Raw genomic sequence first — 19935 nt, 5'->3', positions numbered from 1 at the left:
AAAGTCTTACATCTGGAATATTCCATTTGACCATTACAATACGGTCTAGTCCTCCACCAAAAGCAAATCCAGTATATTTTTCTGGATCAAGTCCTAGGTTTTTTAGTACATTTGGGTGGATTATTCCCGCCCCCATTACTTCAAGCCATCTATCTTGAAACTTAAGCCAGACCTCTAGTCCTGGTTCAACAAACGGAAAAAAACTCGGTCTTAGTTGTATATCAACATCTTCTCCGAGCATTTTTTTATAAAAGTGTAGAAGTGTACCCTTGAGTCTAGAAACACTGGCCTCCTCTGCCATCTCATTTGGAACAACGAGCATCCCATCTATTTGGAAGAACATGGCTTCATGAGTTGCATCTGTCGATTCGTTTCTGAAAACTTTTCCGATAGAAACAAACGCACACGGAATCCTACCATCTTTGCCGGCCTTTTCTACTGCTCGCGCAGTTGCAGAAGTTGTATGTGTACGCAAAACAAAACTTTCTCTTGAGTCTTCAGACCTTTCTTTTGATTTTATAAAGAAAGTATCTTGCATATCTCTAGCGGGGTGGTCTTTTGGAACGTTTAATGCGTCGAAACAATACCACTCACTTTCAAGCTCTGGTCCAGAAACAAACTCAAAACCGATTTCAGAAAAAACACTTATGGCTTCTTTCATCGCCAGTGTCATCGGGTGAAGAGATTGTTTTAAGTCCTTTTCCATTTTGATTTTAATTCTTTATATATATTAGCAAATATATTCTTTTTTATCTCATTACCACTTCTGTCATAATGGCATCCTGTTGGGCAAGAAAGCTTACCTCCGTTTTTTTCTAAACATTCTTTGCAACATAAAAAGTGTGCGTGACACTCAACATCGCTACAGTTTGTGTATTGTTCACAAGACTTTCCGCAAGATTCACAAGCACCTATAATTTCGTGGCTTGTATCATCTGTATAAAATCCCATAGTCTTCCTGTTGTCGAAAACATAGAGCTTTCCTTTGAAATCTTCATTGGGATACTTTTCCATATAAGAAACTATTCCTCCATCTAGTTGATATACGTCTTTGAATCCTTGGGTTATCAAAAAACCAGAAGCCTTCTCGCATCTAACACCTCCCGTACATACAGTTAGAACAGTCTTATCTTTGAGGTGAGAAATTTGATCGATGATGTTAGGCAGGTCTCGGAAGTTTTTTAGTGGTGGACATATAGAACCTTCAAATCTTCCAACCTTGTGTTCGTATATGTTTCTCATATCTATAACATAAAACTCTCTACCCTCTTTTATCCCTAAACCATTCTCCGAATGGTCGGGCGACCCACCATTGTTTTGTGGGTTTAGCCAACTGTGGAGTTCTTCTGGTTTTAGTCTTTTTCCTGTAACTTGGTTTGGATCAACGTCGCAAACTCCAAGTTTGAGTGCGACTATTTCTGGTCTGACTTTTACTGAAATTTTTGGAAAAGCTCTTCCCGTGCCTTCGCTTTTTTTCCAGTGTATATTTTGAAATCTAGGGTCTTTCTCTACTTCCTTTATGTAGTTTTCTGTATCTTCTTTTTTACCTTCTAGAGTTACGTTTATACCTTCTTTGGCAACAATCGTTCTACCGCGTAGAGAAAAACGCTCTTGGAGTTCCCTCTGCCAAGAAGCAACCTCCTCTGGGTTTTCTATAAAAACGTATTTATAAAAAAGTAATATCTGATACATAAGATAACAAACATATTATCACAAAAAGCGTTTTATGTTGATTTGACTTTGAGACTTCTGTGTTTTATAATTGAGCCCATGAAAAAGACATTGATATCGTTAATTGTTCTCTCATTTATCTCCATATTTTTTGGAAATAAAGCCGAGGCGGTTTTCACTACAGACATTATAAGAGACATACCTTTTGGAGAAGCTAGCGGACAAACTCTTTATCTAAACGTTATATATCCAGTTGGCAAACCTACCCCTTCCCCAGTTGTTATATGGCTACATGCTGGCGGGTTTATCTCTGGAACAAAAGAAGAAGCTGAGGACGGTGGAGCATATGATTTGGCAGAAGCTGGATACGTTGTTGTACCTATAGACTACAGGATTTCTCCTGTAGCAGAATTTCCAGCTCAAATACACGACATCAGAGGTGCGGCTAGATTTATGAGAGCCAACAGCGAAACTTATAACATAGACCCAGAAAGAATCGGTGTACTAGGAGTATCTTCTGGAGGATACCTGGCAGCTTTTGCAGCAGTTACAAACGACGAACCAGAATATTTTGGTGAAGTTGGAGGAAATCTAGATCAAAGTAACGAAATAAAAACAGCGTTAAACTTCTATGGATCAATTTCTACTAGTCACCTAGATGAGCTTGCTTCAAGCAAAATAGAAAGAATAGAAGACCTACTTTGGTGTGGAGATGATCTGTTTGCCCCAGAATGCGCGGCAGACTTGGAAGAATTTACAATTGAAAACCACGCAAACCCCGGAGACGCACCAATACAAACATTTCACGGAACAAGCGATACAAGTATCCCGTATAGCCAAAGCAAATACATGACAAAAGCTCTACTTCAGCATGGAGTAAGTGCAAGACTGTTTCTAGCGCCAGGATATGAACATGAAATGGCAATATTTGTAGATTATTTTAACAAGGTCAAGAGGTTCTTAAAACAAACACTATAAAAAATGAAAAAACATTGGAAATTAATATCTTCAATAATTGTTCTTATAATTCTTGGCATATATATCGGCTGGCTTGATAACGGCCCAAGAAAAGTAAATGTAGACGAACTGCCAAGCAGATTAGATCCATAAAATAAAAACTCTCCGGCATCGGAGAGTTTTTATTTGAATTCAAGAAGTATATCTTCAAAGTTTTTTATTTTTCCGGTCTTGGTATCAATATCTATTCCTTCTTTTTTATAAAGTGCCATTCTTTCTTTCTTGTGCGAGTCATCAAGCCAAACTTTACCGCTTGCATATACGATACGGTGCCAAGGTATTCTGTGCTCGCCATTATTCCAAGCTTTTGAAAGTATAGAAGTTATACTTTGACTTGCCATAGGACCAGCACCGCAAGCTCGAGCAATCCTACCATAAGTTGTAACTCTGCCTTTTGGTATAGAAAGCGCAACTTCTACGACTTTTTCGGAAAATGTTCTTGTCCCGTTAAAAGTCGTGAGGGCTCGCAACGGTTTTTTACTTTTAATGGGATTCATAAAAACAATAATAACACTTTGTTTGACAATAGTGCCAATATTGTTAAAATGACAAAAAACGAACAAGTTATGAAAAGAATATTTCGTTTTATGCTGGGAATTATAAGCTTTTTCCTTGCATCACTTGTGATCATTCAAAATGCCCCTTGGAATCCGATAGCAACAATCAATAAATCTTGGGCAGTAAGCTATATCAATTGGCTAACTGAACAAAACAAGCTTTTGATTGGCCTTGTGTCGGGATCAGTATTCATACTTCTATTTATGGTGGGGGCATTCTTGATAGGTTTTGATCTAAAAAACAAAGCAAGAAAAAAGGGCTATTAACTTAGCCCGTTTTTTATTTTTAGAAACTTTTTTTGTATATCTCTTTTGCGAGAGAGCAGTATTCACAATCACCTCTTCCAAACCCAGTATTATTACACTTCCTGTCAGTCCAAGATCTAGACTCCAACAAATCTCGGTAATCCTTGATATCTCTTTTAAGTAAATCCAACTCTTCTTGCCCTATGTGTTTTTGGTAAATCATATTTTTGTCTCCGTCTTGTGCCTCTAGAAAATAAAGTTTAGAGAGTGCCACTTCTTTCTTTTCGCTTCCTTCTATTAGATAAGAATACATAGCAAGTTGTCTCATGTAGTCAGATAGTCTATTTTCGTCATCCATTTTTTCTATTTGTGACGCTGGCTTTGGCTTACCCGTTTTGAAATCTGTGACAAAAATCGATCCGTCTGAAAACCTCTCTGTTAAGTCTAGTTTTCCATACATATTGAGGCCAGAAAAATCTTTATCCGAAAAAGAAACACTTCTTTCACTTTGTCTATCACTAGACAAGTCAGGAAGCGATTTTTCTTTCCAGTTTTTTACGACTTCAAGTGCTTCTTTTGAAAGTCTTTTATCTTCTTTGAAAAACTCTTTTCTAATCGATTCATTTATAACTTTTTCTATATCTTCATTTTTTGATTTAGGATTTTTTATAACTTCTTCTATACCCGCGTGTACTGCCGAACCAAAAACAAGTGACTCGTTTTTTTCTTCTGGAAGTTTCAAGAAATTTCTAAAGTACCATTTCCAAGGACATTCAAAAAAGTTATTTAGCATAGAAACAGTGACATTTATGTTGTCATATTGATCTTTGACAAAAGAAGTCAGTTCTTCTTTCTCATTTTTATCTTCGAGAATTTCGTTATCTTTTATATATATATCTGGACCCGCTTTCAGGATTTCTTTTTCTGTTTCTTCGGCGCTTTTCATAACAAAGTGACCATCCTCTATCTCTCTTATAACCTCCGACAGTTCCAAGTCTCCGCCTCTTATGTCGTGCCTTGGATAAGAGAGCGTGCAGTGTTTCTTGGCTCTAGTTATAGCTACATATATTTCTCTTTTGGCTGTATCTTTGTCTTTTCTTTCTATTTTTTCTTTTATAGAAAGTGGTAAACTAAACGCCTCTTTTTTACTAGACATGACTGATCTATCGTCCATGTGCGCTATCCATACATCTTCAAACTCTAATCCTTTTGACCTGTGTAGTGTCATAACCGAAATACCACCACTAGATAGGAGTGTTGCGATAGGTATATCCATTCCATAAGACTCTATTTTAGAAAGATAATCTACAAACTCCTCTAATGTCTCGTTTTCATTTTTCTGCATTCTTATCTCTCCTAGGTGAATCAGTGTTCGCAGTATCTCTACGTTTTGATACAGATCTCCTTGACCATTAGATTTTTTGACTAACAAATCTTCTCCTATATAACTTATCAGTTGAACAAGGTTTTTTTGAGATGATTTTTCTATGTAGTCTTTTAGTTTTTCTCCAAACAACGCGACTTGATTTTGACCAGCAAAAAGTCCGTCTTCCTTGGAAGAACCAGTAAGGTCAGACACGCTAAAATCTTTCCCTTTGAACTTCTTCAGGAATTCAAACGCTTGCATTCTATCGATAGAAGAAATACTTGAAAGAACAGACCTAGACAAAGACACATGATTGTTTGGATCTGAAACGACAGAAAGAACTGTTTTTAGTTCTCGAAACTTTGAGGAAGAAAAAAGTGACTCATTTCCCCCACCAGAAACCGGAAGACCCATAGACCTTAGTGTTCCTATAGCAGTTTTTACGTTGTGGTTTTTAGGTAAAAGGAGAGCGCACTCTCTCGGATCTCTACCGTTCTTTATTTTTTCTTGAAAATATAGTCCCGCGGCAATTATTTCGTCTCTAGGATATGTATATTCGAGAAGACTTACATCGTGTGACTCTTTGAGATTACTCCTGAGAGAACCCTCTGCGAGAGAACTAGAAAGTAGGTTATCAGCAAGCTTTAGTATGGTACCAGTAGAACGATAATTCTCGAGAAGAGTTATGAGTTTTGCCTTTCCAAAACTGGTTTTGAAATTCTCAAAATAAGAAAGTGATGCTCCACCAAAACCATATATAAGCTGCCTATCGTCTCCCACAACAAAAATATTTGGAGACTCTGTATCAGACCAAACGGCTTGCAAAAACTCGTTTTGAATATTTGATGAATCTTGGTGCTCATCAACCAATATATACTGATAATCTTCTCTTATGTCACTTCTCGCATCATCTGACTCCCTAACTATTTCAAGTGCATATTTGAGCAAGTCATCATAATCAACAAGAGCTCTCATTTCTTTTTCTTTCTCATACAGTTCATAGAAATCGACAACTTCCATTGTTCTCTCCAGAGACTCTATTTTGCCTTGTGCATCTTTTTTGAGACTTCCTTTTGTTGGACCTCGAGAAGATATATTTTCAGGATCAGACTTTATAAAATCTATTTCTTTTGAAATCTCACTCTGAAACATCTCTGGTGTATAGCCCTCTCGTTTTAGAAGTGATATCAAACTCCTTATGTCAGAAAAATACTTGGCAGAATCATGTCTTGGTTTTAGATGTTTCCAGTCTTTTGAATCCAAAATATCAGAAAATATAAAACCAACTTCTCTGTCCTCTATTATTTCAGGAGCTCTAGTAAAACCTAAAACAAGAAAATACTTATCCAAAATCTCTTTTGAGAAACTATGAAATGTAGATATTTTTACCTTGTTTGCTTCAGATCCTATATAGCTCTGAAGCCTCTTTTTCATAGAAATAACTCCGGATCGTGTAAATGTAAGGCAAAGAACCCCAGAAGCTCCAATATCTACGGTATTCAGTATGTTGGCTATTCTAAGCGAAAGAACCTCTGTTTTACCTGTTCCAGGCCCAGCTATAACCATAACCGGCCCCTCGATAGAGTCGACGGCGGTTTTTTGCTCTTTGTTTAGGAGTTTGTATTTTTCCTGGAATAGTTCTTTGGACATGAGGGTAGTATACAGTAGAGCGGCAAAATAATAAATTATTGCCCCTCTTCAGTATTTTCTACAACTTCGGCGTTTACCACTGTACTCTCACCCATATTTTCTGACGGAGTTTCTTCTACTTCAACACTTTGGTTATCGCCTGTCATTTTTCTAAACAAGATACCAGTTGCAAGCATGGTCATAGGAATCGTAATTATAAGGCCAATTCCAAAGAGTATTGCGCCAGCAAAGTTCAGTAATCCAACAAGAACAAAATATAGTATAAGTTCCCACTCTTTGCCTCTCGTCATGTTCCAACAAAACTTTACAGTTTCTTTTGGAGTAGTTTTTCTATCGACTACCACAAACTGGTACATAAACATTCTTATAAGCACAAAAAACACTCCTAGAACAAAAGCTAGAAATGCGAGTATGATTGCAATAATTCCAATATAACCGTTGAGTAGATATAGTCCAAATGCGATAGCAAAAGGCACGGCAACTAAAAGTCCTATAACAATAGCAGCGCCAAGATACTTCCAAATTATTTCATTGATAGAACTATCATATATATCAGAAAACTTGTATTCTTTGCCATCTACAACTCGGAGACTAATCCTGATAAATGACGCTGTTAGATAAAGTTGAACGATTATCGCACAAAGTGTGTAGATAAAAAACAATATTCCACCATCTCTTTGGAATCCTTCTTGGAGTGCAGAAACAGCAAAGTAAACTATTCCGACAAATATGCTGATAGTTATGTACTTTTTAAAGTTACTTTTAAATAGAGCCCATGACTCCTTGAATATACTGGTTATATTTAGTTCGTTTTCCATACTATAATTTTATCAATTTTTCAGGTTTTTGTACAAAAAACAATCTTTTGTATGGTCATGCACTATCCCAATACCCTGCATAAAGGCATAACACATGACTGGGCCAGTAAATTTAAACCCTCTTTTTTTAAGGTCTTTTGACATTTTTTCGGAAATAGCGGTTTTTGAAGGAATAGATTTTATATCTTTGAAGTTATTGAAAATAACTTTTTTCGAAGTAAAAGCCCAGAAATAATCTGCCGCGCTGCCAAACTCTTTTTGGATTTGTAGAAAAGCTTTGGCGTTTTCTATAGTCGCCCTTATCTTACCTTCGTGTCTTATTATCCCAGAGTTTTTCATGAGTTTCTTTATATCACTTTCTCCCATTTTTGATATTTTCCTAGGATCAAAATTACAAAAAGCTTTTGCGAAGTTATCTCTCTTGTTAAGAATACATGACCACGAAAGTCCTGCTTGGTTTGTATCCAAAACGATTGCTTCAAATATATCTATATCGTTTTTCTTTGGCCTACCCCAAACCTTATCATGATATTCTTTCATCAAGATATCATCTCCGTTGGCCCAAGCACATCTATTTTTCATTTCTTTTTATGGGCTTTCCATTCCATTGCCATCTTGGCTTTTCACCTTTCTTGTAACAAATAAATATAAGAATAAAAATAGAAAGTATAAACTGAGCAAAAAACCTGATCAAAGTATCCGAAGAAGAATGACTTTCTAAATCAATTCTTCTAAAAACAAAAATGTTTATTCCAGCCCAAACAAAAATAGTAAGCCATCCTTCCCAAGAATATGGATACCAACCCCAACCAAAATATTTTCTTTTAAACCAAATTTTACTCATCTTCTATAATTAGAATTTGTTTTGTGTTAGTGAAACTTTGACCATCTCTGGTGATACATCTTTCTGGGTAACTTTCCAAAACAGGATTTCCAGCCCTTACACACTCTTCAAAATTATCGATAACCAAAGGATCTTTTCCTATAACACCCTTTCTCTCGAGATCTATTCTCCCCCACAATGTCACTGCAAAAACAATTGCGACAATAAGTAGGGCGAGCCATGTTGGCATCTTTTTTGTGGAGTTATCTCTCATAATAACCAAATTATACACCACTATAACCCCTAAACCAAAAAACATAAAAACAACCAAAAGATAACACAAAACTACGATCGTAGTTTTGTGTTATCTTTTTACTTTATTAATTTACTTTGTATTGTTTTACTTCCCCGCTAGGAACAGTGTATTCTAGAGTTTTTTCGTCTATCCATTTTTGTCCTGGGTACCAAATAGCGTCAGAAAACTGCTCTAAAAGAATTTCTTCTTTTGTAAAAATGTTATAAAGCTTAAAATTTACCAACTTGCCTTGATCCAACCATTCATTTTGGTATTCCTCGTCAATATCTGCAAAACCACTCCACGGTGCTCCGTCGTCATATGTAACCCAGCCAGTTTCTATATTTAAAGGATCTCCTCCCATGGTGCCTTCTGGTGCCTGGTAAATATCGTATTTTCTATTTTCTATATCTACTTTTACATATGCGAGTGTATAAGCTTGATCATATAAACTGAACCAAAAATATTTTCCGTCTTGTGACCAATCAATAAACTCTATATCTCCCACATAATCTGGATAATTTTTGAAAAGTTCAGGCATACTCAAGACATAGTAGTCTTCTTTTGTATCAAGTTTCTTTATAACCAAAGAATAATCTTCACTGCCTAAATAGCCTTTTATTAAGGAGATATATTTTTCGTTTGGATCAACGGAGAAAATAAAGCTGTAAAATAATTCTTTTCCGTTCTCTTCAACATAAGATAATTTTTGTATTTTTTGATCTGTTTCATTAATAACTGAAATCATTCTTGCTTCTAACAATCTACTATTTTCAAATTCTTCTATAAATAAATAGTAAATATTACAATTTAAAACCTGAAAAGGTCTGTAGTGATTTGGTGGAATATTTTCTATGTCAAATTGATTTATTAATTCTTCATTTTTAGAAAAAACATTTACGTGTAAAATTCCATTTCTTTTTTCAATTTCTTCTATTTTTGTTTCTATTCTTATCCCATCACTCTGGCAAATATCACTTTTTATTTCTTGTTGTGTATTTTCAAAAACATATCCTTCTTTTATTTTTTCTTTATTCGCCAAGAAAAAAAACATAGCCAAAGCTGTAAAGCAAAAAATGCCAAGTATAACTAAAACTATAAAATGTCTGTGATTTCTAATACTCATATTTTATATCTCCCTTATCTGTTTTGACCTTAAGAGTCTTTATCCCTTCATAATAGTATACAAAAGATTCACCCGTAAAGAAATTTATTTTTACTTGTGTTTTGTTTGTATTTTTATGATACTCAAGTCTTATATTATATTTCCCATGTACACACAAAATCTGAGTGAGTTGGTGAATATTTCCAGACTTAGATTTTTGCCAATCTACACCAAAAACATTCTTTGGATATTTATATATTTCTCCATCATAAACTACGCCCCTGATAGATCTTTTTATGTCGAAATCTGACAAATCACACCCTGCAAATCCTTGATTTTCTTCCAAAAGAAGAGTTGTTATATTATCTTCTAAATCTATGTTTATAAAATTTTCATTTTCAGAAATTTGAGCATTTTCAAAATTAGAACCATAGATACTAGTTTCGCTTTCTGGATCAAAATATATTTCTCCTTCCAAGAAGTTGGTCTTCTCTAGATCCATATTTTCATCTAGATCAAAATCTATAATTTCTCCGTTAGTTATATTTGATGAAAAAGAGCTATTTATATCTTCCCCGACTTCATTTTTACCAGAATACTCCAAGGTATATTCGCCATCTCCTGTACCAAAAACCTGTATATCGATATTTTCATCTTCCAAATCTTCTAAATAAACAAATTTCCACTCGTGATCAGATAAGTCTCCACCTTCTGGAGAATCGTAAACTTCTGAAACATAAGAAGACCCTGGTATTTCCCTATACTCTTCACCCGTACTGGAGTTTTTTCCAACTCTTCTACCATAACTATCTGTTACGAGAATATCTGCCGGAGAAGACATACTTATTGTTGTATAGTTTTGTGCGATACCATCGCTCGCCCTGAATAGCCTCAGACCGTCAAATCCGCCCTCATAATCACGAACTTTTACGGTGGCGCCACTTTCGCTAGTGTAGCCATCATTCAGGGTTTTTGTGTTGTACCATGCGGGATCAAGAACTTCGTAAGAAGAATCCAGCTTATTTGATATCACGACAAAGTGTTGTGAATTTGCACCTCTACCTCTATCCATCCGAGCAATCACTGGCATATCTGAATCCATATATTCATCTAGAAGTTCAAACTTGTCAGTATAGTTACCAGAACGATTGTCATAAGATAGAATGCCTCCTGAATACTCAGATACTTTATACCAAGACAAAGCACCGCCATGAGAATAGCCATTGTTTTCTTCTAGCCAAGTATTAAGAGTTCCTGGATCAGTATTTACACCATTTTTTTCAAGAATATCACTATATCTTAAAACCATAACAGCTGATGTTATAGCACATCCACAAGCACCAATATTTAAACCGCAAGAACTTGGCCCAGAAGCCTTACCTTCTGCATAAACTTCAGTAGACCACAAATCAGAATCCTCCAAAGAAGGATATATGGATCTCGTTTGCGTATAATGCGGAACAGTATTCGCAACAAAATCAGTATTTCCGGAAACCCCAAACTCTTCCCATTCACCTTCTTCTCCGGAATCCAAAACCGCACGACTTCTCCAGTGATAATTACCTCTTGGTATTTGTTCAACAAATATTTCGGCGACTTCACCAGCAGAAACAAAGTCCGACTCGTGTAAATCTAATCCATCGAAATCGCTATTCGATTCTTTTATTTCTATTTGCATTTTTGCAGGAGAATCAGAATTGAAAAGTTCTCCTTTAAAATAAAATCTACCGCTCATATTTTCACCCCCCTCTGGCACGACAGATGTCCCGTCAACTTTATATTGTCCCAATTCAGAAAAATGCGCACTTAGATAACCTTCACAATTATCATCATATATCGGGTCACAATTTAACCACGGATAAAAAACCTGTTTTTCAGAAACAGAAGCCACACTTAGACCTTTGGCTGTTTTATTAAAACTTGGATGATTTGGTCCAGCGGCATCACCCCACCAATTATATCTAAAATCTAGATTGGAAAGATCTGTATAATTTTCTACCCAGATTCCCCTATTACTGAGCTTCAATGTATTGTTTTTAAAATTAGTAGGTCTAGACTCATCAAAAGAAACGGCCGAATAATTATGCCCTTTGAAAACTGTATTGGAAACACTGTTTTCAACAAAACCCTCCGGGATAAAATTATCCGAATAATTAAAATCTATGCCACGTACAGGATTTTCAAAAAAAGAGTTTTTTATATCTATAGATCCATTGTCTGTAACATAAATACCCTTACTATCTACAAGAAATGTGTCTTGAATAAAACAATCATCACATACAAGCCTTCCATTTCCAGCAACCTTAAAATTGACCGTATTTGTTACAACATGAGCATCAAAAATATCTAGAAATCCTTCAACCAAAGCCCCGACCGGACCAGAGCTCGTCATCCAAAAATCACTTATGGAAACATTGGCATCCGGACCGACATATAATGAACCGTTACTACTTCCTATTGTCAAATCTGTTGAATCAAGTTCTCCAAAAACTCGAAGCGCCTGATCATACTCTGTGTCAAAACCTGGAACAAAAGCACCTCCGGAATATCTTATAAAAACACTATCCATTACATTATTTTGTCCGTATAAGAACAATCCTACCCAATAACCTTTATACTTGCTACCAAAAACCCCGTCTGTATTTCCACCATAATCATCGTCAGAATAAGCTGTAAAAACTATCTCAAAACCATCTACACCGTTAGCTATTATGTCTCCGTAAAAGACTAAAAGTGAGTTTTCTGTAAACTTTACAGTAACATCTGGATCTATGGTTACGATTGTCCCAAAATCAGTAGTAATTGCTCCATCTATAACATATGGGCTTCCCTCTAGTGTCCAGTGTTGATCTTCTGTTATGTCGGAATCGATAAAAGTAGCAGCTTCTGCTTTTTGAAAAAACAAAAGGCATAATATCAAGCAAAGTAAAAATAATACTTTTTTCATTAATAAAATTATAACAACAATATTTTGTTATATAAAATCTTTTCCCCAGTCAAATTTATTCAAAAGGTAACACAAAACTACGATCGTAGTTTTGTGTTATCTTTTGGTTTTAAACTTTATAAATTTGTAAAGTTTTAGTAATTAAATTTTAGACTTCCGTTAGTACTTCTACTCCATCGTCTGTCACTACAACCGTATGTTCAAAATGTGCCGACAAGGATCCGTCTTGTGTAGAAAGAGTATAGTCATCTTCTAGTAGTGATATTTGTGGTGAACCCAAAGAAAGCATGGGTTCTATTGCAATAACCATCCCCGGTGTAAGTTCTGGGCCAGTTCCACGCTTGCCTTCGTTTGGCACATAAGGGTCTTCGTGCACAGAATATCCAACACCGTGTCCAGCAAGATCTTTTACTATCTTGTAAGAAGTTCCCTTGATACACTCCTCTACCGCAGCACCTATGTCTCCTATGTGAGCGCCGGGTTTTACTTCCATAATTGCAGAATCTAAACATTCTTTTGTTTTTCTGAGAAGATCTATTTTTTCTGAAGAAACTTTTCCGACAGGAAGTGTAACGGCGTGATCTGTAAACATGCCAGAGTGATTCAATCCGAGATCTATAGTAACGATGTCACCCTCTTCCAAGATTCTGTCTTCGCTTGGTATACCGTGAACTATCTCTTCGTTTATAGAAACACAAAGAGCCGTAGGGTATGGGTAACTCGCCCCCTCCGGAGTGTAGCCTTTGAATGCTGGCTTGTCTCCAAGTTTTTCTATCTCAGAAATAGCAATAGCCTCCAGTTCAGAAGTTCTAATCCCGGGTCTCACTGACTCTCCGACTTTTTTCAAAATCGTACCAAGTCTTTTTCCGCCTTCTCTAAGTAATTCTATTTCTTCTTTTGTTTTTATACTTATAGTCATTTAAAAAATTTGTTTTATGATATCTTGATGAACTTCCTCTATTGTTTGCTCACCATTTATATCTAGAACTTCGTATCTTTTTGCATCTCTGAAGTAATCTACTATAGGTAGAACTTCTTTCTTGTACCAAGTTAGTCTTTTTTCAACTTCTTCTTTATCTTTGTCGTCGAATCTTCCTCTCTCACTAAGTCTCTCTCTAGACCAATCATCAGAAACGTTGAAGTGTATAACAAAAACTTTTTCTATCCCATAGAAAGAAAAAGCTCCATCCAAAACTTTGGCCTCATCTAGAAGTCTAGGTGTTCCATCGATTATAAGATGCTTGTTGTCATCCATTTGTTCAATCATAAGATGCGACCACACGTGTACAGCCAGAAAAGATGGTTGAAGCTCGCCAGTATTCATAACTTTTTTAGAAAGTTTAGCCGTATAACCACTTTGAGAAATAAAATCTCTAAAATGTTTACCTGACTCTAGGTAGAAAACAGATCTTTTCTCTTGATCATTTTCTTCCATATATTTTTGCAAGAGTCCTACCTGTGTACCCTTACCACATCCAGAAGGTCCGATAAATATTATTGTATATTTGCCATTCATATAAAAAGTATATCAACTGGTGAGAAATAAACAAAAGAGAGTACTTTTAGTACTCTCTCATTGTCACTTGTGCGTCTAGTTTCTTTAGGAAATCGGTTACCACGTTCACAACGATCAATATGGCAGTACCTCCGAGTGCTATGGCTGTAATACCCGTAACTTGCTGAACTATTATAGGCAAGACCGCGATAGTTCCAAGGAATAATGCTCCGACTAGAGTGACTCTAGTAACAATACTAGAAACATATTCTTCTGTAGCTTCTCCTGGTCTAATTCCCGGTATAAATGCTCCGCTTCTCTGAAGGTTCTTTGACATAGATTCTGGATCAAACGTAATAGCTGTATAGAAGTAAGTAAATAGTGCAACCAATACAAAGTAGATAACCGCATACCAAACAGAAGCTTGGTTAAATGCCATCATTTTTTGAGCCAAAGATGCAAGAGTCTGATTGTCAGAGTTTACTAGGAAGTTACCTATGATTTGGGGAAATGTCAGGATAGAAAGCGCAAAGATGATAGGCATAACACCCGCTTGGTTTATTCTTATAGGTATATATGAATTCACACCACCACTTGTTTTACCCATAGATCTAGATTGTCTAGCGTAAGTTACAGGAACAGATCTTTCTGCTTCTGAAATAGCAACTATTCCACCTATAACAAGTAGAGAAAGTAGACCGAAACCTATGTAAGTTGTTATCTGTGATGGATCATAAGCAAATACAAGTTGTCCAAGTTGAGTTGGAAATGATGCAACGATACCTGCAAAAATAAGAAGTGACACACCGTTACCTATACCGTATTCAGAAATAAGCTCACCGATCCACATTATAAGGATAGATGTCGCAGTTATAAGTATTATGTTTTGAATCTTGTCGAATAGAGTCAGATATTCTAGTATCCCTTGTCTTTCTAGGATGAAAAGAAGTGATGTACCCTGAACTACAGCAAGAGGTACTGTTATAATTCTTGAAAGTTGAGCGAATCTTCTTCTTCCTGTTTCTCCTTCCTCATGATAGAGCTCTTTTAGTCTAGGGATCATGATTGTCAAAAGCTGCATGATAATAGAACCTGTTATGTAAGGACCAACTCCAAGCATACCTATAGAAAGGTTAGCCAAACCACCTCCAGAAAAGATGTTTAGTATTCCAAATAGTTGATTTCCTTCTAGGAAGGATTGCAATCTAAATGTATCAACTCCTGGAACAGGTATAGATGTAAGTAGTCTAAAAAGGAAAAAGGCAAACACAACAAAAAGTATTTTGCCTCTTAGCTTTTTATCTTTAAAAACTTTTCCTGCTTTTTTGAAAAAATTGTTCATTTTTATGATACTTTACCTCCGCTTTTTTCTATCATTTCTTTCGCAGTCGCAGAGATTTCGCAACCTTCTACAGTAAGAGCTTTTTTGATCTCACCGTTGGCTAGGATTTTTACCTTTGGTATTTTAGCACCTTTCTTTTCGATTACACCCTTTTCAAATAGAGTCTTAGGTGTTACAACTTCTCCTTTGTCGAAGTTATTCTCTAGAACAGTAAGAGAAATAGGTATTCTCTTTTCTGTAACGCTAGTGTTTAGGTTTATTCCTCGTCCTCTTCTCTTTGGTATTTTCTTTAGAGTATCTCTTAGTTGTGGTCTTAGTTTTCTACCACTTCTAGCCTTTTGACCTTTCATACCTCTACCAGAAGTTTTACCACGTGTTCCACCTCTACCAACTTGTTTTGACTTTCTGTTTTTGCTATTTCTTTTTATTTCGTGTATTTGCATAAGCGTATTTTTAGGTGATTAAGGTTTTATTTCTTTTCTTCTTTTTGAGGAGCATCTTTTGGAGCCTCTTTCTTTTCTGGAGCTTTGTATCTTGTAGAGATTGGTTCAAGCGCCTTGATAGCTGCCTTTGCGTTGTTTAGTTTGTTTTTGCTTCCTGAGTGTATTTTTGAAGTAGTATTTTTTACTCCAGCAAGAGCTAGTATGTCTCTAACTGAGCTACCAGCAACAAGACCCTTACCAGCATTTGGGAAAAGAATAACAGATGAACTCTTGTATTTTGCCTTTAGTTCAAATGGGATTGAACCGTCCTTTCTAAGTTTAAGAGTAACCATGTTTTTCTTTGCTTTTCTAAGAGCTTTCTCTATCGCAAGTGCTGTGTCTATAGACTTTCCAGTACCTACACCGATAGAACCCTTTTTGTCTCCAACTGCCATAACAATCGCAAAAGAGAATCTTCTACCTCCGGCAACAACTCTAGTAACTCTTCTTATATCCAAAATCTTTTGTTCAAAATCACTTTTGAAATCATCTCTTCTCTTTCCTCTTGGAGAGAAAGGTCTTCTTGGAGATCTTTTGCCATCAAAAGGAGCTCTTTTTGTATCTTTTGAATCTGCAGCTGGCTTAGCTGTAGATACTGTTTCTATATTTTCTTTTTTTGTTGTATCTTCTGTCATAATATTTTGTTTAGAATTTTAGACCAGCACTTCTAGCCTCATCTGCAAGAACTCTTATACGACCTATATAAGAAAATCCATTTCTATCAAAAACAACCTTGCTTATTCCTTTTGCCTTAGCTGCGTCTGCTATCTTCTTTCCAACAAGCTTTGCTCTTTCGTTTTTTGTTCCTTTTGTTTCTTTGATATCAGAAGCTTCTGCCAAAGTAACCCCAGCCTGATCATCTATAATCTGAGCATAAATGTATTTGTTTGATCTAAAAACAGATAGTCTTGGCATTTCTGGTGTACCAAAAATCCTAGATCTTATCTTTCTTTTTATTCTTAGTCTTTTTTCTGTTTTTTTCTGTGAATTATTCATAAGCTTTATACAGATTTCTTACCTTGTTTTCTTCTGATAACTTCTCCGTCATATCTAAATCCTTTTCCTTTGTAAGGTTCAGGTTTTTTCAGTGCTCTTACAGAGGCAGCAAAGTTTCCTACCAATTCTTTATCTATACCAGATATAGTTATAACATTCTTTTCAGCTGTTGCAGTAATGCCTTCTGGAACTGGTACTCTAACTTGGTGAGAAAAACCTAGTCCAAACACAAGTTCTTTTCCTTGTAGTTCTGACTTGAAACCAACTCCTTCTAGGATCAATTTCTTTTCGTAAGGCTTTTGTACACCTTCAACCATGTTTTTTACATGAGAAGCATATGTACCCCATAGAGATTTTGAGAATTTGTCTTCTTTGTTTGGTGTAAATGTAACCATGTCAGAATTTATGTTTATAGTTACTTCATCTCTAACTTCTCTTTGTAGTTTTCCAAGTGGGCCTTCCACTGTCAAAACATTGTCTTTTAGTTCGACTTTCACTCCACTCGGTATTTTTATTTCTTGTTTACCTACTCTAGACATAAGCTTTACATTAGTTGGAATAGTGCTTCACCACCAACATTTTCTTTCTTAGCGACCTTACCTGACAAAACACCCTTTGGAGTTGAAAGAACCAAAATACCTCTTCCGGCCATAATTGGTCTTATCTCTTTTGCGCTCATATAAACTCTTTTAGAAAGTTTTGAAACTCTTTTGAAATCTTTTATTTTTGGTCTTCCGTCTACATAAAGAACCTCTACTTCAATAGTTGGGTGATTCTTTAGTGTTTTCTTTTCGTATCCAGAAACAAAGCCTTCTTTCTTTAGGCATTCTAGTATTCTTTCTTTTACGCCAGAATAAGGAACTGTTATAGTTTTCTTTCTAACCATTCCACCAGTCTTTATGGCGTTTAGCATGTTTGATATCTGATCCATAATTTCTTATCTTATAGTGAGCCTGCCGAACTACCAGCTAGACTTCTTAACTCCAGGTATTTGACCTTCGTTTGCCATTTCTCTGAAACAAATTCTGCAAATACCAAAATCTCTCATGAAGCCGTTTCCACGACCACATTTAAAACATCGGTTTTTTGACCTTGTAGAGAATTTGGGCTTCTTTTGCGCCCTTACATGTGTTGAAGTTTTTGACATAATTATTATTAACTAAAAATAGACCTATGAAGGAGCAATATCGCACTTAGTTTCTTGAACCTCCTCCTAGAAGGAAGTTCAAGGAGCAAAGTGGATTGACTCCCATAGGTAGTGCCTATACTAACAAAAAGACCGTTTTCTGTCAAACTAATCTTTTTTGAAAGGAACTCCTATTATTTCGAAGAATCTTATAGCTTCTTCCTTTGTTTTTGCAGTAGTTACGATAGTAACTCCTAGTCCAAAAACATCTCTCAATTCTTCATCTCCTGTCTCTGGGAATATAGTGTGTTCCCTTATACCGATAGTTATGTTTCCTATCTTGTCGACAGTTGTTTTTGCGATACCTCTGAAGTCTTTTGTTCTAGGTATTGCGATATGAACCAGCTTGTCTACAAAAGAGTACATTTTGTCACCTCTTAGAGTAACAACGACTCCAACAGGATCACCAGTTCTTATTTTGAAACCAGCAATTGATTTCTTTGCACTTCTTATAGAAGCTTTTTGACCTGTTATTTTTGATAGTCTGTCAGAAACAAAGTCATTTCTATTTCTATCTACTTTTTGTTCTTTTCCAGTACCAACTGAAACAACAACTTTTACAAGTCTTGGGGCTGAAAGGGCGTTTTTGTAACCAAACTCGTCCTTCATCAGCTCATATGCTTTTTTTTCTATCTCCTTGACGCTTTCCATACGTAAGTAATTATTGATTTATATTTATAATTTAGATCTTTTGACCGCTCTTTCTAGCTATTCTGATCTTTTTTCCATCTTCAACCTTGAATCCGATTCTTGTAGGTTTGCCACCTTTTGGATCAAGAATCATAACGTTTGATACACTGATTGGAAAAGATTTATCTATCACTTCTCCCTTACCTTCTCTTTTCTTGTGAACCTTTTTCATATTCACTCCAGAAATAAGAACCTTGTCTAGAGAAGTAAAAACTTTTTCTACAGTTCCCTTCTTTCCTTTGTCTTTTCCGACAGTCACTATTACATTGTCTCCTTTTCGTATTTTCATCCCGTTACGAAATCAAACGTAAACTTTTTAAAATTTTGTTTGATTATATTATTTATACATTCTTATAATTAATTATCAACCTTCCCGTATTTTTACAATATATTCGTTTACTATTTCGTACGGGATTCATAAGCTTTATATTACTTCAGGGGCTAGTGATGCGATTTTTTGAAAACCTCTTTCTGATATTTCTCTTGGTATAGGACCAAAGATTCTACCACCTACTGGTTCAAATCTGTTCTTTGTCTTTGCCTTACCAACGATCACAACAGCATTCTCATCGAATCTTATATAAGAACCATCTTTTCTTCTAAAAGCATTCTTTTGTCTAACAACAACAGCGTGGTGAACGTCTTTTTTCTTTACAGTCTTTCTAGGTTCAGCGCTTTTTACAGCAATAACAACAACATCTCCCAATTGAGCATATCTTCTCTTTGAACTACCAAGAACCTTGAAGACTTGAGCCATCTTTGCACCTGTGTTGTCTGCTACTTTTACCATTGTTTGAGGTTGTATCATAAGCCTTTTGTTATTTTATAACTATAAATTTCTTATCTTTTGAGATCGGTTTTGATTCGACTATCGAAACCTTATCTCCAACTTTGTGAGAGTTGTCTTCGTCGTGAGCTTTAAACTTCTTTGAGATGTTTATAAACTTACCGTATTTTGGATGCTTCACGAACCTGTTTACTTTTACAGTAACAGTCTTGTCCATTTTGTCTGAAACAACAACTCCTTCCAATATTTTCTTGTTATCTTTATCGTTTGTCATAAGCATTATCTTGTTTTTAGTTCAGTCAAAAGTCTAGCGATATTCTTTCTCATCATTCTAACCTCATGAGGTTTTTTCTCTTTTGCAGAACTCATATTGAATCTATGATTCTTCAGATCCTCTTTTAGAGAAGAAATCTCCTTTAGAATATCTTTTTCTTCTTTTGTTTTGTAATCAACCTTTTTCAT

26 protein-coding genes are annotated in these 19935 nt (G+C 35.7%); 2 read left to right on the top strand and 24 right to left on the bottom strand.

Features of this window, described 5'->3' with window-relative positions:
- Both H6791_03550 and H6791_03545 read right to left on the bottom strand, forming a co-directional pair.
- Positions 1–706 (bottom strand): phenylalanine--tRNA ligase subunit alpha (locus tag H6791_03550; protein USN94804.1); only part of this gene is annotated, 706 nt, incomplete at its 3' end.
- The gene (locus H6791_03545; GenBank protein ID USN94803.1) at positions 691–1692 is read right to left on the bottom strand and encodes a rhodanese domain-containing protein; all 1002 of its coding nucleotides are present in this window, start codon (positions 1690–1692) and stop codon (positions 691–693) included. The genes H6791_03550 and H6791_03545, both read right to left, overlap by 16 nt.
- Positions 1693–1770: 78 nt before the next feature.
- On the opposite strand from H6791_03545, the gene H6791_03540 reads away from it, so the two are divergent.
- Positions 1771–2649: an alpha/beta hydrolase gene (locus tag H6791_03540; GenBank protein USN94802.1), complete on the top strand. Its 879-nt coding sequence runs from the start codon at positions 1771–1773 to the stop codon at positions 2647–2649.
- Between the two features lie 161 nt (positions 2650–2810).
- Here H6791_03540 and H6791_03535 read toward each other — a convergent pair whose 3' ends face one another.
- On the bottom strand, positions 2811–3185 hold the full coding sequence (locus H6791_03535) for an MGMT family protein (protein ID USN94801.1): 375 nt from the start codon (positions 3183–3185) through the stop codon (positions 2811–2813).
- Positions 3186–3233: 48 nt separating this feature from the next.
- On the opposite strand from H6791_03535, the gene H6791_03530 reads away from it, so the two are divergent.
- Positions 3234–3512, top strand: coding sequence for a hypothetical protein (locus H6791_03530; GenBank protein ID USN94800.1), 279 nt, complete (start codon positions 3234–3236; stop codon positions 3510–3512).
- Between the two features lie 19 nt (positions 3513–3531).
- On the opposite strand, the gene H6791_03525 is transcribed toward H6791_03530, so the two are convergent.
- The 21 genes from H6791_03525 to rpmC form a co-directional block, all read right to left on the bottom strand.
- Complete coding sequence (locus H6791_03525; GenBank protein USN94799.1) at positions 3532–6507, bottom strand: ATP-dependent helicase; 2976 nt, start codon at positions 6505–6507, stop codon at positions 3532–3534.
- A gap of 35 nt (positions 6508–6542) precedes the next feature.
- Positions 6543–7325, bottom strand: a complete 783-nt coding sequence (locus tag H6791_03520) for a hypothetical protein (GenBank protein USN94798.1) — start codon at positions 7323–7325, stop codon at positions 6543–6545.
- A 12-nt stretch (positions 7326–7337) separates the two neighbouring features.
- Complete coding sequence (locus tag H6791_03515) at positions 7338–7907, bottom strand: DNA-3-methyladenine glycosylase I (protein ID USN94797.1); 570 nt, start codon at positions 7905–7907, stop codon at positions 7338–7340.
- Complete coding sequence (locus H6791_03510) at positions 7897–8169, bottom strand: hypothetical protein (GenBank protein USN94796.1); 273 nt, start codon at positions 8167–8169, stop codon at positions 7897–7899. Before H6791_03510 ends, H6791_03515 begins: the two co-directional genes overlap by 11 nt.
- Positions 8162–8422 carry a hypothetical protein gene (locus tag H6791_03505; protein ID USN94795.1) on the bottom strand — a complete coding sequence of 87 codons (261 nt, stop codon included), beginning with the start codon at positions 8420–8422 and terminating at the stop codon, positions 8162–8164. Before H6791_03505 ends, H6791_03510 begins: the two co-directional genes overlap by 8 nt.
- 106 nt (positions 8423–8528) lie before the next feature.
- Positions 8529–9569, bottom strand: a complete 1041-nt coding sequence (locus H6791_03500) for a hypothetical protein (protein ID USN94794.1) — start codon at positions 9567–9569, stop codon at positions 8529–8531.
- Positions 9559–12495: a C39 family peptidase gene (locus H6791_03495; GenBank protein ID USN94793.1), complete on the bottom strand. Its 2937-nt coding sequence runs from the start codon at positions 12493–12495 to the stop codon at positions 9559–9561. Before H6791_03495 ends, H6791_03500 begins: the two co-directional genes overlap by 11 nt.
- Positions 12496–12643: 148 nt before the next feature.
- On the bottom strand, positions 12644–13414 hold the full coding sequence (map, locus tag H6791_03490) for a type I methionyl aminopeptidase (protein ID USN94792.1): 771 nt from the start codon (positions 13412–13414) through the stop codon (positions 12644–12646).
- Positions 13415–14011 (bottom strand): nucleoside monophosphate kinase, encoded by a 597-nt coding sequence (locus H6791_03485; GenBank protein USN94791.1) that lies wholly within the window; start codon positions 14009–14011, stop codon positions 13415–13417.
- 46 nt (positions 14012–14057) lie between these two features.
- Complete coding sequence (gene secY / locus H6791_03480) at positions 14058–15332, bottom strand: preprotein translocase subunit SecY (protein ID USN94790.1); 1275 nt, start codon at positions 15330–15332, stop codon at positions 14058–14060.
- Positions 15333–15334: 2 nt separating this feature from the next.
- Positions 15335–15775: an uL15 family ribosomal protein gene (locus H6791_03475; GenBank protein ID USN94789.1), complete on the bottom strand. Its 441-nt coding sequence runs from the start codon at positions 15773–15775 to the stop codon at positions 15335–15337.
- Positions 15776–15801: 26 nt separating this feature from the next.
- Entirely contained in the window at positions 15802–16449 is a 648-nt protein-coding gene (locus tag H6791_03470) for a 30S ribosomal protein S5 (protein USN94788.1), read from the bottom strand.
- A gap of 10 nt (positions 16450–16459) precedes the next feature.
- Positions 16460–16810: a 50S ribosomal protein L18 gene (locus H6791_03465; protein ID USN94787.1), complete on the bottom strand. Its 351-nt coding sequence runs from the start codon at positions 16808–16810 to the stop codon at positions 16460–16462.
- Positions 16811–16815: 5 nt separating this feature from the next.
- Positions 16816–17349, bottom strand: a complete 534-nt coding sequence (rplF, locus tag H6791_03460) for a 50S ribosomal protein L6 (GenBank protein USN94786.1) — start codon at positions 17347–17349, stop codon at positions 16816–16818.
- A gap of 5 nt (positions 17350–17354) precedes the next feature.
- A complete protein-coding gene (gene rpsH / locus H6791_03455) occupies positions 17355–17741 on the bottom strand; it encodes a 30S ribosomal protein S8 (GenBank protein USN94785.1) in 387 nt (128 codons plus the stop codon).
- A gap of 30 nt (positions 17742–17771) precedes the next feature.
- Entirely contained in the window at positions 17772–17957 is a 186-nt protein-coding gene (locus tag H6791_03450) for a type Z 30S ribosomal protein S14 (GenBank protein ID USN94784.1), read from the bottom strand.
- Between the two features lie 147 nt (positions 17958–18104).
- Entirely contained in the window at positions 18105–18647 is a 543-nt protein-coding gene (gene rplE / locus H6791_03445; protein ID USN94783.1) for a 50S ribosomal protein L5, read from the bottom strand.
- A gap of 31 nt (positions 18648–18678) precedes the next feature.
- Positions 18679–18975 carry a 50S ribosomal protein L24 gene (rplX, locus tag H6791_03440; protein ID USN94782.1) on the bottom strand — a complete coding sequence of 99 codons (297 nt, stop codon included), beginning with the start codon at positions 18973–18975 and terminating at the stop codon, positions 18679–18681.
- A gap of 135 nt (positions 18976–19110) precedes the next feature.
- Positions 19111–19494, bottom strand: a complete 384-nt coding sequence (gene rplN, locus H6791_03435; protein USN94781.1) for a 50S ribosomal protein L14 — start codon at positions 19492–19494, stop codon at positions 19111–19113.
- Positions 19495–19504: 10 nt separating this feature from the next.
- The gene (gene rpsQ, locus H6791_03430; protein USN94780.1) at positions 19505–19747 is read right to left on the bottom strand and encodes a 30S ribosomal protein S17; all 243 of its coding nucleotides are present in this window, start codon (positions 19745–19747) and stop codon (positions 19505–19507) included.
- A gap of 5 nt (positions 19748–19752) precedes the next feature.
- Entirely contained in the window at positions 19753–19935 is a 183-nt protein-coding gene (gene rpmC, locus H6791_03425; protein USN94779.1) for a 50S ribosomal protein L29, read from the bottom strand.

It is taken from the genome of Candidatus Nomurabacteria bacterium, assembly GCA_023898605.1.
Lineage (GTDB): Bacteria > Patescibacteriota > Minisyncoccia > Phycocordibacterales > UBA9973 > HK-STAS-PATE-34.
Note: the sequence above shows the minus strand (reverse complement) of the source record. Positions and strands in the feature narration are given on the sequence as shown.

Coding starts and splice junctions, on each gene's coding strand:
- H6791_03545 (USN94803.1), bottom strand. CDS start 1,692: ATGTATCAGATATTACTTTTTTATAAATACGTTTTTATAGAAAACCCA.
- H6791_03540 (USN94802.1), top strand. CDS start 1,771: ATGAAAAAGACATTGATATCGTTAATTGTTCTCTCATTTATCTCCATA.
- H6791_03535 (USN94801.1), bottom strand. CDS start 3,185: ATGAATCCCATTAAAAGTAAAAAACCGTTGCGAGCCCTCACGACTTTT.
- H6791_03530 (USN94800.1), top strand. CDS start 3,234: ATGACAAAAAACGAACAAGTTATGAAAAGAATATTTCGTTTTATGCTG.
- H6791_03525 (USN94799.1), bottom strand. CDS start 6,507: ATGTCCAAAGAACTATTCCAGGAAAAATACAAACTCCTAAACAAAGAG.
- H6791_03520 (USN94798.1), bottom strand. CDS start 7,325: ATGGAAAACGAACTAAATATAACCAGTATATTCAAGGAGTCATGGGCT.
- H6791_03515 (USN94797.1), bottom strand. CDS start 7,907: ATGAAAAATAGATGTGCTTGGGCCAACGGAGATGATATCTTGATGAAA.
- H6791_03510 (USN94796.1), bottom strand. CDS start 8,169: ATGAGTAAAATTTGGTTTAAAAGAAAATATTTTGGTTGGGGTTGGTAT.
- H6791_03505 (USN94795.1), bottom strand. CDS start 8,422: ATGAGAGATAACTCCACAAAAAAGATGCCAACATGGCTCGCCCTACTT.
- H6791_03500 (USN94794.1), bottom strand. CDS start 9,569: ATGAGTATTAGAAATCACAGACATTTTATAGTTTTAGTTATACTTGGC.
- H6791_03495 (USN94793.1), bottom strand. CDS start 12,495: ATGAAAAAAGTATTATTTTTACTTTGCTTGATATTATGCCTTTTGTTT.
- map (USN94792.1), bottom strand. CDS start 13,414: ATGACTATAAGTATAAAAACAAAAGAAGAAATAGAATTACTTAGAGAA.
- H6791_03485 (USN94791.1), bottom strand. CDS start 14,011: ATGAATGGCAAATATACAATAATATTTATCGGACCTTCTGGATGTGGT.
- secY (USN94790.1), bottom strand. CDS start 15,332: ATGAACAATTTTTTCAAAAAAGCAGGAAAAGTTTTTAAAGATAAAAAG.
- H6791_03475 (USN94789.1), bottom strand. CDS start 15,775: ATGCAAATACACGAAATAAAAAGAAATAGCAAAAACAGAAAGTCAAAA.
- H6791_03470 (USN94788.1), bottom strand. CDS start 16,449: ATGACAGAAGATACAACAAAAAAAGAAAATATAGAAACAGTATCTACA.
- H6791_03465 (USN94787.1), bottom strand. CDS start 16,810: ATGAATAATTCACAGAAAAAAACAGAAAAAAGACTAAGAATAAAAAGA.
- rplF (USN94786.1), bottom strand. CDS start 17,349: ATGTCTAGAGTAGGTAAACAAGAAATAAAAATACCGAGTGGAGTGAAA.
- rpsH (USN94785.1), bottom strand. CDS start 17,741: ATGGATCAGATATCAAACATGCTAAACGCCATAAAGACTGGTGGAATG.
- H6791_03450 (USN94784.1), bottom strand. CDS start 17,957: ATGTCAAAAACTTCAACACATGTAAGGGCGCAAAAGAAGCCCAAATTC.
- rplE (USN94783.1), bottom strand. CDS start 18,647: ATGGAAAGCGTCAAGGAGATAGAAAAAAAAGCATATGAGCTGATGAAG.
- rplX (USN94782.1), bottom strand. CDS start 18,975: ATGAAAATACGAAAAGGAGACAATGTAATAGTGACTGTCGGAAAAGAC.
- rplN (USN94781.1), bottom strand. CDS start 19,494: ATGATACAACCTCAAACAATGGTAAAAGTAGCAGACAACACAGGTGCA.
- rpsQ (USN94780.1), bottom strand. CDS start 19,747: ATGACAAACGATAAAGATAACAAGAAAATATTGGAAGGAGTTGTTGTT.
- rpmC (USN94779.1), bottom strand. CDS start 19,935: ATGAAAAAGGTTGATTACAAAACAAAAGAAGAAAAAGATATTCTAAAG.